The organism is Geitlerinema sp. CS-897, assembly GCF_028368005.1.
Taxonomy (GTDB): domain Bacteria; phylum Cyanobacteriota; class Cyanobacteriia; order Cyanobacteriales; family Geitlerinemataceae; genus Baaleninema; species Baaleninema simplex.
Genome location: NZ_JAQNCQ010000216.1, coordinates 1 through 13,082, shown reverse-complemented (window position 1 = coordinate 13,082; position 13,082 = coordinate 1). Strand labels below are relative to the sequence as shown.

10 protein-coding genes and 1 pseudogene are annotated in these 13,082 nt (G+C 53.9%); 4 read left to right on the top strand and 7 right to left on the bottom strand.

Features of this window, described 5'->3' with window-relative positions; genetic code table 11:
* Positions 1-195 (top strand): annotated as a pseudogene (locus tag POG22_RS13695) (RNA-guided endonuclease TnpB family protein); the annotation flags it as partial.
* Here POG22_RS13695 and POG22_RS13690 read toward each other — a convergent pair.
* The 4 genes from POG22_RS13690 to ebsA form a co-directional block, all read right to left on the bottom strand.
* Positions 184-597 (bottom strand): MAPEG family protein, encoded by a 414-nt coding sequence (locus POG22_RS13690; protein WP_498905853.1) that lies wholly within the window; start codon positions 595-597, stop codon positions 184-186. The pseudogene POG22_RS13695 and the gene POG22_RS13690 overlap by 12 nt on opposite strands.
* Before the next feature lie 26 nt (positions 598-623).
* A complete protein-coding gene (locus tag POG22_RS13685; RefSeq protein WP_063717735.1) occupies positions 624-1,130 on the bottom strand; it encodes a hypothetical protein in 507 nt (168 codons plus the stop codon).
* 160 nt (positions 1,131-1,290) lie between these two features.
* On the bottom strand, positions 1,291-2,364 hold the full coding sequence (locus tag POG22_RS13680) for a phosphotransacetylase family protein (protein ID WP_063717736.1): 1,074 nt from the start codon (positions 2,362-2,364) through the stop codon (positions 1,291-1,293).
* 149 nt (positions 2,365-2,513) lie between these two features.
* On the bottom strand, positions 2,514-2,993 hold the full coding sequence (ebsA, locus tag POG22_RS13675) for a type IV pilus biogenesis protein EbsA (protein ID WP_498905851.1): 480 nt from the start codon (positions 2,991-2,993) through the stop codon (positions 2,514-2,516).
* 128 nt (positions 2,994-3,121) lie between these two features.
* Between ebsA and POG22_RS13670 the strand changes: the two genes are divergently transcribed.
* Positions 3,122-4,534 (top strand): glycosyltransferase family 2 protein, encoded by a 1,413-nt coding sequence (locus tag POG22_RS13670; protein WP_498905849.1) that lies wholly within the window; start codon positions 3,122-3,124, stop codon positions 4,532-4,534.
* A gap of 251 nt (positions 4,535-4,785) precedes the next feature.
* Here the strand turns inward: POG22_RS13670 and POG22_RS13665 are convergent, their stop codons facing one another.
* The 3 genes from POG22_RS13665 to POG22_RS13655 all read right to left on the bottom strand — a co-directional run bounded on the left by POG22_RS13665 (position 4,786) and on the right by POG22_RS13655 (position 10,750).
* The gene (locus POG22_RS13665; RefSeq protein ID WP_498905847.1) at positions 4,786-6,840 is read right to left on the bottom strand and encodes a DNA polymerase III subunit gamma/tau; all 2,055 of its coding nucleotides are present in this window, start codon (positions 6,838-6,840) and stop codon (positions 4,786-4,788) included.
* A 786-nt stretch (positions 6,841-7,626) separates the two neighbouring features.
* A complete protein-coding gene (locus POG22_RS13660; protein WP_017660211.1) occupies positions 7,627-8,382 on the bottom strand; it encodes a peptidylprolyl isomerase in 756 nt (251 codons plus the stop codon).
* Positions 8,383-8,461: 79 nt separating this feature from the next.
* A complete protein-coding gene (locus POG22_RS13655) occupies positions 8,462-10,750 on the bottom strand; it encodes an Ig-like domain-containing protein (RefSeq protein WP_498905845.1) in 2,289 nt (762 codons plus the stop codon).
* 1,029 nt (positions 10,751-11,779) lie between these two features.
* Between POG22_RS13655 and POG22_RS13650 the strand changes: the two genes are divergently transcribed.
* On the top strand, positions 11,780-12,718 hold the full coding sequence (locus POG22_RS13650) for a hypothetical protein (protein WP_202804393.1): 939 nt from the start codon (positions 11,780-11,782) through the stop codon (positions 12,716-12,718).
* Between the two features lie 52 nt (positions 12,719-12,770).
* A complete protein-coding gene (locus POG22_RS13645) occupies positions 12,771-12,962 on the top strand; it encodes a hypothetical protein (RefSeq protein ID WP_498905843.1) in 192 nt (63 codons plus the stop codon).
* Positions 12,963-13,082 lie beyond the last annotated feature (120 nt).

Genomic DNA, 13,082 nt, shown 5'->3' with positions numbered 1-13,082 from the left:
GCGAGTGGACAAGTTATCTGTACCCGTGGGCAACGGGGAATCGAAACTGCCTGTGGAGGGGAGGCGGCGGGGGCTGAGTTGGCTCAGTCTAGCTGGCACCTGTTGAAGCAGGAAATCTTTGGGGCGACCCAAGGAATCTCCACGCATACCCGGAACGGGTTGCTGGGAGAGGATGTCAACCGTCTAAGCGGCTAGCAATCCCAAAACGAACAACACCAGCGTCGCAAACCCTCCAACGACAAACGAGGCCGATCGCAACAGGGCAACATCGAGAATATAAAATATTGCGTGCAGCCACCGCGCAACGACAAACGTGACCGCTGCTGCCGACGCCCAAGGCGAGCTGACACCCACCACGTAAACGATTAACGCTGCTGCCGCAAAAGGCATAAAACTTTCTAACGCGTTTTGATGGCCCCAAGCCGCACGTTGGGCGTAAGGAGGTAGTTTGTCGAACATGGCACGGGGGGCAGACAAGTCGTAGCCGATGCGAAACCGGGCATACGCGACAAACAAGTATGGAAAATAAATCGAAGCAGCAGCGACGGCGATCGCGTACAGCAACACCGCCGGATCGGACAACTCTAACGCCGTCATCATACTTACCCAAACGGAAACGAGACTTAGTCGAAATAGAACAGCGTGACGATTTTACGCTGGTCTTCGGCGTCGCGACAGGTTTGGAGTAGCGTGTGACTGTCGTGAAACGCAAAACAAATCAGTTGCTGGCAGCGGGACACGATTTCCAAGTTACACGTAGCACTGGCCTCGGCAAGAGAGAGATGGTCGTTTTCGGGATGTTCGACCAAATGAATCACTTGTTCGAGTTGCTTGCGAGATTCGCTGCCCTGACGTTTGAGACTCTGAGGGAGAATTACTGTCAGTTGGTTAGGGTCGGCACGCATCGCGCCGCGAATGGCTGCCGAGTTGGTACCCGTCGCGCCAGAGGTAATCAAACGATTGCCTCCCAAAACCAACGCATAACTCATCACCTCGATCAGGTGTTGGTGTGTGATGGGAACGTGGCGCGACCCCAAAATGGCGATCCGCTTAGAGCCAGACTGCTGGATGGCAGCCAGCTCCTGCAAAAATACATCAACTTTATCGGAGGTCTCTGTAACTTGACTCAAAGGACAGTACGACCGGAACTGAACGACCTCGCTATTGTAACAGGAGATGGGGAGATGAGGAGGCTTCGCCAGTGAAGAGGGAAGAGTGAAGAGTGAAGACAGTTAAAAGGTTCTTCCTTGTCTTCCTTGTCCTCTTGTCTCCCCTGCTCGTTCTCTATCACTATGCCCCGAGGCACTCGAGAAGGCGATCGAAGTCGAAGTGTTCGGCGGCAGTTTGGTAGATGTAATCGAGTTCGAGAGGATCGCGAACGGGGGTTCTGCCAAACATTCGATCGAGAATTTCAACGGTCGTCAGAGTATCGAGTTCGACAGAAATCACGGGAATTTCAACTTCTTCGGCGCGGCTGAGAACCAGTTCTGGCGGTGTCAAACGGTGGCCGGTCAAAATCAAACAGTGGGTGGCGGTTTCTAAGGCGGCCAGTTGAATGTCGGCGCGATCGCCTCCAGTGACGATGGCCGTGTTGTGGCGCTGCTGGAAATACTTCACGGCTGAGTTGACGCTCATCGCCCCGATTTGAATGCCTTCGATTTTCAAATCGAGCCGTTCTTTCCCGCAGAGAACCTCGGCGTTGAGTTGGCGCACCACCTCCGCCACGCTGACGCCGCGTAAGAGAGCGCTGTGGGGCATCGTTCCCAACACGGGAATTCCTCGTCCTTCTAAAAACGCTTTCAGTTCGGTCACGGTGGTATCGAGTTCGTCGTTCGGAACGTCGTTGAGGGTAATACCGACTAAGCGATCGCCCAGACGCTGTTGGGCTGCCAAAATTTTCTCGAGGGCGTTCGGGGAGCCGTAGCGAGCCACCAGAATCACTCGCGCGTCCACCACTGCGGCTAATTGGGGCAACGACAGGTCGAACGCACTCCCTTCATCGAGGGTTCCCACCCCTTCCCACAACACGAAATCGACGTCGGGTGTCGATAACTCGGCGATGTGCTGGCGGTAGTCGGTGGTATCTTCGCCGCGAATGCGTTTGTGAATCGCTTCCTCGTTCGTCCGCAACAGGGGAGACAGCGTGCGATCGGCATCGAGGCTTAACTGTTGCGCCAAGAACTGTACTTCATCTTCAGGCGGACGCCCCAGCCACGGATCGGTGGTTCCCGAGGCGATAGGCTGTCCGCAGGCAAGTTGAAATCCTTTGTCTTGAAACTGACGGGCGAGTCCCAACAGGGTGGAAGTTTTACCGCTGTAGGGTTCTGTCGACCCGACGATCAGATACTTGGCGGATGTTGGCACGCTTGAAACTCCTCTTTGTCGCGAATCCTTTTCTTAAGATTAACAGTCTCGTTCGAACGACCGACCCTGGCGATCGCCCTGTATCCGAGAACTATTGCCCGATTCGGTTGCGATCGCATTTTCCCGAGCGGCGTTCTCTGGCTGGAGTCTTACTCGTCTACATCGAGGAGTTTGTGATAAAACCCTTTGGAAAAATCGATGCAGCGATTTTTCTTGTAGAAAATTAACAGTTCGATCAAGTGGTTGATGAACTCGTAGTTCGCCATCGTGGTCTCGTAACTGAGATCGGCATTTCCGTCGAACTGCAACCGACAGCGGGTCGGATCGGCCGGAAGGCTCGACACGCTCCAGGTCGCGACAAAGGGGATGTTTTTACCGCCTTCGATCTGACGTTCTCCTTCGAGATTTCCAGTTTCGTACAACCCGATCGCCAAGGGAAGAGCGCTCCGCTGGTTGTTGGTTTTGTAGTACGGCAAGTACACCATCACCTTGGATTTCGGGGCGGGTTGCAAGTGTTCTAAAGCGGGCATCGTGGCGCGATTTCCTCCAACTAGGGGATTGACAACTGACTCGACCGGGACGACGACGGGCAGGCTGCGTCTGCCCCCCTGTCGAACCGTCTTTCGCACGAAATGGGAACTGAGAACTTACCATAAGATGAATAACCAACTTATACTTTAATCGGTTCTTTGAGCCTTTGGCGCTTGAGGTCGACTGCTGTTCGAGTTGGTGAGTGCAGCGAACGCAACTCTAAACTATGCCTGCAAATTTTTGGTTCGATCGGAATTCGTCTCGAGCGGGGGAACCGCTTCAAGCTATATTGTTCGACCGCGAGGATGAGGAACGCGAAGGTGGTGAGTCGGAGATGCCAGTCTCCTATCGCGGCTATGCCGGACGACGGCGCAAAGCAGCTATAGTCTTGACGCTGGTGTGGGGTGGAACGATCGTTTTACACTCGGTGTCTTGGGGTGCTTGGTTCGTCATGGGACTGACGGGACTGTTGGGGTTACACGCCATGCGGTTAATCTTCGCCACGCCTCGCGCTGAGGTCTCGTGGGGTCGCGATCTCGATCGATCTCAACTGCCTTACGTTTCGTTTCTCGTGGCGGCGAAAGATGAGGAAGCCGTCGTCGAATCCCTCGTCGAAATGTTGTGCGACCTCGATTATCCTGAAGACTGTTACGAGGTTTGGGCGATCGACGACAACAGCAGCGACCGTACGCCGGAACTGCTCGATCGCTTGGCACAGCGTTACGATCGCCTGCGCGTCCTCCACCGCGACGGTACGGCCCGAGGCGGCAAGTCCGGCGCTCTCAACAACGCCCTACAATTTGCGAAAGGAGATATCGTCGCGGTGTTCGATGCGGACGCTAAGGTGAATGCGGATTTCCTCTGGCGCGTGTTGCCCCTGTTCGAGCGCGATCGCGTCGGTGCGGTGCAGGTTCGCAAAGCCATCGACAACGCCAACGATAATTTTTGGACGCAGGGTCAAACGACGGAAATGATTCTCGATGCCTACGTTCAAGAAAAACGGGTCGCCCTCGGCGGTATCGGAGAACTGCGAGGCAACGGTCAACTGATCCGTCGCAGCGCCCTCGAACGCTGTGGCCATTTCAACGAGGAAACGATTACCGACGATTTGGATTTGACGCTGCGCCTCCATCTCGATCGCTGGGATATTGAATGTGTGACGCTACCTACGGTGTCGGAAGAAGCGGTGACGCAACCGCTAGCCCTCTGGCACCAACGCTCGAGATGGGCCGAAGGTGGCTATCAACGCTATCTCGACTACTGGCGACTGTTGTTCGGTTCGCGGCTGAGTTTTGCGAAGCGGTTGGATTTGTTCGTCTTCGTGTTGATGCAATATATCCTCCCGACGGCGGCACTTCCCGATTTGGTCATGGCGATCGTCCGTACCCGCTTACCTATCTTCAGTCCCCTGACCACTTTAACCGTCGGCCTGTCGATGTTGTGGATGTTTTTAGGATTGCGTCGTTGCGATCGCCTGCACGGAAAACAACAACCCTTGTGGGTTATTTTGCTCCAAAGTCTGCGCGGAACCCTCTACATGATGCACTGGCTCGTCGTCATGGCCAGTACCACCGCTCGTCTCGCCGTGCGTCCCAAACGACTCAAATGGGTCAAAACGCTCCACCAGGGACATCGGTGATGATGAGATGACGGGACGAGGCTTAGTGGTGCAGAAAAGTCCTGAAACCCTTGTTAGAAAACATATCGCCGTATTAAAGGGTTGGCTGCAAAATCCCAGATCGGTAAATGGCTGCCTGAGATCCCAGGCATCTCCAAGATGCCGGGGATCTGGCTTGACTGCCAATACAGATTTTATGTATTTTGTCAATCCCCGATCTCGAAAAGTTTTCTGCACCACTGAGCGGGATGATGAGATGACGGGACGACGAGCTAAAACTCAAAATCTAGATCGTCGTCAACCGATACGACATCCCCGTTGAAAAATTCAGCAAAGCGATCGGCCACGTTGCTGAGTTCGTCTTCTTCCCACACGCGAGACTCGTTGGGAGCCGGTGCGTGCTGAACCGGATCGTTGTGTGCTGGGGGAGACGGCGTCGTGGCTCGCGTGTCCCAGGGGGGATTGTCGGAACTCGACGGTTGGGATTGGCTCGCAGCGATCGGTGGCGACAGCGTCGGTGGGGCAACTGTTTCGGTTGTCGGAATGGGTCGAGCCTGCGGCGTTGGAGTCGGCACGACAGAGTGGTGCTGAGGCTGGGGTGGCGGTGAAGTCTGATGGACGGTACGGGAAGACTGCGCCGAGGCGGGAGCATTTCCACGGTTGGCTTCGAGTTGGACGCGAACGGTTCGTTGATATGTCCGCTGAAAAGCCGCTTCGATGTCGGGAACTTTTCGTTCTGCGAGTTTCATCAACCCCGAACTGACGCCGATTTGGGCGATGGTTCCGTCGAATCCCAGTAATTGACCCTGTTGCCGCAATAATTCTTGCGTCGCTCGCATTTTTATGTTGTCGAGAACCTGTTGCCAAATCTGGGGCAGATCGTAAGCGACGGGTTCTGAGGAGGTCGGTTCGTCCGCCGCGTCGTCGGGTTCTGACGGAACGGGTTCGCGGGTGGTGGCGGGAGGAGTTGCGATCGCCGGTTCGGAAGGGGGCTGAGATGGCGCAGTCGAGTTTGCTGAAGCGGGTTCTTCGGCTTCAGGACGAACGGGGGACGATGGCGTCGTTCCAGTTGCGGCGCGATCGCTCTCGTGGGTTTGAGGAGATGCGATCGTGGTTGTCGTGGGTAGCGTCGCGGTTTGGGGTGTCCCACCAGAGACGGTTGGCGGCGCGATCGCTCTGGCGGGCATTGTCGCGGGCATACTGGGGGCAGTTGCTTCAGCGGTGGCAGAGTTCGACGCTGACGGCAACAATCCCAGTAAGCTGACTTCTAACCACAGTCGCGGTTGGGTGGTGTTTTTGATTTGAATCTCGCACTGACGAAGGTGTTGGGAACCGCCCAAAACGATCGAGGCGTCCCACTGCTGGGCAAATTCGCACAGCTTCGCCCACGTCGGCGGCGTTACGGCGACTAAATCGCTGCGGTTCGGGGCTGTTTTGGCAATTAATAGGTCTCGGTAAAATCCGGCGAGGTTCTGCACGACGATGGGGGGTTCTCGTCCGCGATCGAGCAGGTTGCGGCAGCGTTCGAGGACGGACTGGGGATTGTTGGAAGCGATGGCTTCGAGGAGATCGAACAAGTCTTTTTCGGGAACGGCACCGACTAAATCCCACACGCGATCGACGGTGATGCGTTCGGGGAGCAAACTCAGTTGGTCGAGCAAACTTTCGGCGTCTCGCAAGCCGCCTTGGGAAATTTGTGCGACTAGGGTAACGGCGTCGTCGGCTATGGCGATCGCTTCTTTTTCGGCAATGGTTTTGAGGTGGGACACCATAGCCTCGAGGGGAATTCGGCGGTAGTCGAACCGCTGACACCGGGAAATAATCGTCGGTAAAACTCGCTGTGGATCGGTGGTGGCGAGGATAAAGATAACTTGCTCTGGCGGTTCTTCTAGGGTTTTTAGTAGGGAGTTGAACGCCGCCGTACTCAGCATATGGCATTCGTCGATGACGTAGACTTTATACCGACATTGGACGGGGGCGAATTGGGCGCGTTCGATGAGTTCGCGAATGTTATCGACTCCGGTATTGCTGGCGGCGTCGATTTCGATGACGTCTAATGCCGATCCGTTGGCGATCGCTCGGCAGGTCGGGCAGGTTCCGCAAGGGGTAGCCGTGGGGCGATCGACGGCTAGGCAGTTGAGGGATTTCGCCATGATGCGGGCGCTGGAGGTTTTCCCGGTTCCTCGCGGCCCGGCAAATAAGTACGCTGGAGCGATACGCTGTTTTTCGAGGGCGTTGGTGAGGGTGCTGGCGATCGCTTCTTGGCCGACTAAATCGCCGAAGGTGGCAGGACGATATTTGTGGTGAAGGGGTTCGTAGGTCGTCATCTCGGGATTTGAGTTAGGCGGAGAAATCGCTAGTTCGGATGGCAAAAGATCGTCGGACAGCACACTCAAGAAGAAATTAGCTTCTTTTTTTGTTTAATGCTCGATCGAAATATTGGTGTAATTTTGACAATCGTTGTTTTTTAAAATTATTTATTTGACATAAAAAACAGAAGCAAAACGCTATTTTGTTTGCAGTTTGAATCAAATAAATATGTTTTTTGGATTTGTTTTTTTCTTGATAGTTCGGCTCGCGATGGATCGGGAATAAATATTGTACGATTATAAAAGCCCAAAAAACACGGCATACTAAGGTAATACCCGGCAAGAGAACGGCCAAGCACTTCGAGATTGTCTTTATCAAAACTTATAAAATTTTATTAAATTGTTACTTACAAATAAATCCGTGTAAGCAATAGAAAAAGCTTACCTCGGCAACCTTGTTATTTTACGATTATATCAAATCTACCGCGATCGCAAAATATATTTTGGGAGGTCGAGATCGACAACTCTGCTAAACGCTGAATTGACGCGATAAGAACGTCTCATTTAGGATTTTCGCTGAGTTTTGGCAATCGTTGGCGGGGCTGAGTGTGAAGGTGCGATCGCCACACCGACGATCTCGTCCACCTCCTCAGCTCGGCCAGAAACAGAAATGAACTGACACAGATCGCGCCGCACAACGCTCCCCCTCAGGCCAGATCGCCAGAGAGGGATCGCTTATCTTAAACGAAAACGGGCAAATCCGATAGGGGCGTCGGTCGGCGCACCGTCGAGAAAACCCGGAGATTACTCGATATTGAGCTTGATTTTCTTATCTTTGAGTTGTTCTTGGAGCCACTGCGCGAAAAAGCGATCGTCGAGTTGGCGTTTGAGCTGACCCTCTAACGCCGCCGGGAACCACTGCTCGATTTTCAACAGGATGTAGCGACCTTCCGTTTCGATGGGGCCGACTAACTCACCGACCTCGCGACCGCGCAACTGTTCGCGAATTTCCGGGGGAAGTTGTCCCATCTGCAACGTTCCCATCAAGCCGTTGGCGTTGCTGTCGTTGGTAACGGAATGCTGTTTCGCCAGCGCCTCGAACGTCTCGGTTTCCGCCTCGATGGAGGCGCGAATGTCGTCGGCCAGGGTTCTCGCTAACACGACGATTCGCGACAGCATCACGCGATCGAGATCGGGTTTGTTTTCCTGAAAGTAGGTGGAGACGGTCGCGGCGATCGTTTCTTGCTTGAGCTGTTCGATACGCAGTGATTCGGCGGCGCGATCGCGAAACTGTTCGTAGGTGAGATTTTGGCTTTTGAGCCACTGCTCGAAGCGGCCGGGTTCGGTCAAGCGGTTTTGAATGCGGAAGTTGACCAGAGCCTGCTCGATTTGCTGAGAATCCACCTCGAGGTCGCTGCGCTCCTGTAGGTGTTGTTCGATGACGTGACGATGCAGGATATTTTGGATGAATTTCGGTAGGTCTCCGGTCGTATTGAGATAGGAGATCGCTTTTTTCAGGGAAATCGCCTGGTCGTCAATGGTAATAAAATTTTCGCTCACAGTCGCTCGCTCTCTAGGACTAACATTTTCAACGCTGCCATTTTGACATTTTCGGTTCGATCGCGACTAGAGGTACGCCCTAGAACACGAAAATATCCTCGGCGACGAAGAAGGTCGTCGTGGGAATCGCGGCGATTTGTATCGGTAGCGTCGCCCCGATCCCGTCGGGGTCGTAGAACAGCGCCCCCCCCAACGTAGAGAGTTGGAAAATAAAGCGATCGTCGCTATCGGCGGCCGCACCCAGTGCCAACTGCTCTTGTGGTAACACGCCGGGAGTCAGTCCGCCACCGAAGCCGCTGGCGGAGACGAAAATGCGATCGCCGCCTCCAGTTCCGAAAAACGGCTCGAAATCCACCAAGGTATCGACTCCCTCGTCGGGGCTGTCGAACACGAAGATATCCGCTCCCGACCCCCCTTCAAGAACGTCGTTTCCAAACCCCCCGGCGATCGCGTCGTCGCCGAGTTCGCCAGAGACGATATCGTCTCCGTCACCGCTGAAAATCGTTTCGTCGCCGACGTTACCGAAGATCGAGTCGTCTCCCTCTCCCGTCACGAGAACTTCAACATCGATGGGAACGGCGACGATGTTATCGGAATCTTCTTCAATGACGATCGTGTCGATCCCGTTTCCGCCAAAAAACAGATCCTGCACTTCGCCGAACATAATATCGTCGCCGTCGCCGCCGTCGAGGGTGTCGAGGCCGTCATCCCCGACCAAACTGTCGTTTCCGGCTTCACCGCTGAGGCGGTTGGGGTTGTCGTCGCCGCCGAGAGTGTCGTCGTCGGGAGAGCCGATGACGTTTTCAAATCCGAGAACTGTGAGGGTGTCGTTGAGGGTTTGGTCGTCCGTTTGGCTCAAATCCACCGCGACGGGGTCGGTTAACACTAAAACGTCGTTTCCACCGAGGGCGTCTTGGGTAGCGATCGCATCTCCGAAAACCGTGACAGTCGCCGCCGCCGTTCCGCCGTTGTTGTCGTCGATGAGGTAGCCGAACTGTCCCGATCCCGTGGAGAAGAAAATATCGTCGGGTTCAAAGACGATTGCGCCGAGGGCTGCATCGCGAAACGCCAATCCGCCGACGAAAGGCGCGATCGCCCCGACAACTTGCAGCGTATCGCCGTCGGGGTCACTGTCGTTGGCGAGGAGTTGGCTGTCGGGAATCGAGACTCGGACGAGTTCTCCGTAAACCAGGGTGTCGTCGTTGGGGGTTCCCAGAATGTCGGTAGGACTGAGGGTGTCGTCGGCGGCGGTGGGGGGTTCCTGAACGTCCGTGAGGTTGACGGCGATCGTTTCGTCGAAACTCAAGCCTCCGGGATCTGCGACGCGAACGGTAATGTCGAGGCTGGGGGTGGTTTCAAAGTCGAGGAGGCTTCCATCGGCCACGACGAGCTGGTTTCCGTTGAGGACGAAGCGTCCGCCTGCGTTGTCGATGAGGGTGAAGGTGAGGGGAGCGTCGCCGTCGGGATCGATCGCGTCGAGAGTACCGAAGACGGTTCCCGTGGGACTGTTTTCGGCTAGGTCGAGACTGGGCGGATCGATGAGAATGTCGATCGGGGGTTGGTTGGGTTGGGTTTCGTCGATATCGTCGATTTGGATGTCGAAGGTGTCAGTGAAACTCAGTCCGCCGCTGTCGGTGGTGCGAACGGTGACGGTATGAACGGTGTCGGTTTCAAAGTCGAGGAGGGTTCCGTCTGCGACGAGGAGTCGATCGCCGTCGAGGGTAAAGCGTCCGCCTGCATCGTCGAGGAGGGTATAGGTGTGGAGGTCTCCCGCATCGGGGTCGGTAGTGGTGAGTACGCCGACGAGGGTGTTGTTGGCACTGTTTTCAAAGACGCGATCGCTCGATAGGTCGAGGGCGATCGGGGGAGCATTCGCACCGCCGGATGGCTCGAAGTTCAGGGTGAGGTCGAAGTCGTCGAGTCCGAGTTGGTTGGCCAGACTGCCGATCGCGATCGATCGCCCGTCGCCGACGAAGTCGAGTACGACGGTTTGGAAGTTCCCGAATTCACTGCCGCCGCCAAAGTTCGGGGTGGTTTTGGGTAGCAGGGTGGTTTGGAGGAGGGTTCCGTTTCCGTCGCGAATTTCAACGGCGTGGTTGAGGTGGGGCGAGGTGTAGCGTAGGGTCAGTTGTCCGGAAACGATGGCGGGCAGGCTGTTGTTAATGCCCACTTCGATGGCGTCGCCGTCGGTATAGGTCAAAATCGTGCGATCGCCGGTTTCTTCAGCGATCTCGAAGTTTCCCTGTCCCCCCGCTTGGCGATCGAGCAGGCTCACGGCGTTGCTAGAAAAGGTCAACCCGCGATCGGCGTATCGGTTGCCAATGGGGTCGAGGTCGCCGAGTTCTGCGAAATCGAGTCGAACGTCCATGATTTTAGGGGAGTCGAGTTAGAAGGTTGGGGAAACGGACTGGATGGTGTGTTTGAGAAAATATAACTGTTTCTAACGTTGGGGATTGAAAAATTGAGAACGGTAATCCCTGGCTCTGTGGCTGAGGATACTCGATACTATTCCCAATATATATCGAATTGTCTGCAACGGCACAATTGAGTTCGCAGTTAGATATAAAAGTAAGATAGAATGTTTTTTGTATTTTTTGAAAACTGTCTCTATTTCGATTTTTGATAAAAATTCAAAGCTTTTTTTGTTCGCGATCGCCTGAATACTTTATAAGACTTATTTCTGAGCTTGCCTCAAACAAATATTCTAAAAATAATAATATTTGTAGCAATTTATACAGACAAATAGAAAAGTATTTTTAGTCAGTGACAGTTCTTTAATATTGGAACGAACGAACTGGCAGAACTGAGAAAAAGGCGATCGCTTGCGTATTTACAGGAAAAGAAAGTCGCTGGTTGAGTTATCCGAGGTTTGCTAACCGATCGCGACTTCAGATTGTTTGAGATCCAGTCGAGGCGGCGATCGCAGAGTGCGGGAACGAACGAGAACTAATTTCGTCTGTTCTGAGGTCGATCCTGTATTAACTGTGAAACCAGGAGGTTACAAACATGAAACTCAATAGGATACGCCAGAAAATTTCAAGCAAATATCAGATCGGGTATAGAAAACATATCGAATACCTCGCGATTGCTGGGATATAACTCTAAATCGAAGAATTTAAAACTTAAACTGTAATCGGCTTTTTGTAACAGCTCCATTTTTTATTTTGTTGCACTTTAAAAATCGCGTTTCAAATTTAAATTGAGGCGCGAAAATTTGTTGTTTTAAAAAAAATATTGTAACTAGAACGAAAGACAAAAAAATCGATAAAAAAATAATTTTCGAGGCAAATTGTCTGGAAAAACTTCCAAGACTTGTGAGTGTTAAGAAGAAGCTGAGAGAGGCCGTTCGACACGAACCGGCTTTCATCTTGTTTTCAACAAAACCTAGGAGAGTATTATGAGCGCAACAAAAGTCTTGCAGAGCGAGCGATCGCCCAACTTAAAAGCTCGAACCATGATTCGCTTAAACGGACGGTTGAGTACCTCCCCCAACGCGATCGAACGACTGATGCGTGGCGATATCACCCAGCGATTTAGTCGATTTCGTTGGTTTCGCCAGTCCTACAGTTGGCTGCAAAATATTCGCCAAAAACTCCCTCTCGGCGTCGAGACAAACGCCTTTAACCCAGGATCGCCCGTCGTCCTCGCAGACGCCTCCCTCGGCGAAATCGTCTCGGAAGTCAAAACCCACGCCGTCGCCTTCGGCCTGCGAATTCCCGAGGCGACTGTTTCGGCCTGTCTGAACTACGCCAACCGAACCGCGTGTACCGAACCCGGTTACGATCGCCCCTTCTTCATCGGCGAACTCGACGAAACCGGCCGCTTACCTGACGGACACCGTCCCCTTCGGGCCCTGGCGATCGAACCCGAAACCTGTCCGGGGGTTGCAGAAGTCGCCAGCGATCCCCTGCTACATCAAATCGCCTCGACCTATCTGCGGTATTCCCCAACGCAAATCACCAGCCATCTGACCTGGAGTCTCGCCTCAGACTTACCCGAAACCGAACTTCGCACCGGCTATCCGCCGACGAACTATCACTACGACATCGCCGGATACAACTTCGTGACGGCTTACTTCTACATCACTCCCGTCGCAGACGAACTGTCCGGTCCTCACGTGATGGTTCGCGGTTCCCACCACCATAAACCCTTGGGAATGTTACTGAAGTCTGGACGTCATACCGACGAAGCGATCGCAGCCCGTTACGGTAGCGATCGGGAACTCGTCATTTGCGGCGACGCTGGATTTGGCTTCTTTCAAGACCCCTCTTGCTTCCACAAACTCAAAGCCCCGACTCGCCAGCATCGCCTGCTGCTGCAAGTTCGCTATTCCTAGTCAAAACAGTTTTCCGTTCGATAGGTTTCACCGACGACTTTTATCCGAAACGATGACCTATAGCACTGTATCCGTTATCTCCTCTCTCGAGGATGCCTTGCACGAGGGCGTGACGCCCGAGTACATCGATGGAATTTCCTGTACGAGCGTTTCGCCCGATCGCCTCACTCTCGCTTTAGCCGCGAACGCTCAATACTTCGGCCATCCCCAGTGGGGGCGATCGTCTGAGAGGGTGACAAGGTAGACGGAAGCCAGACGGGACAATTGTTTGAGAGAATAGAGGAGTCCCAAAAAAGAGGGTGGCGTTTGCGGCCACCCCAACAAAAAAATGCTACCGACATTCTACCAAGATTTTCTGCGTATC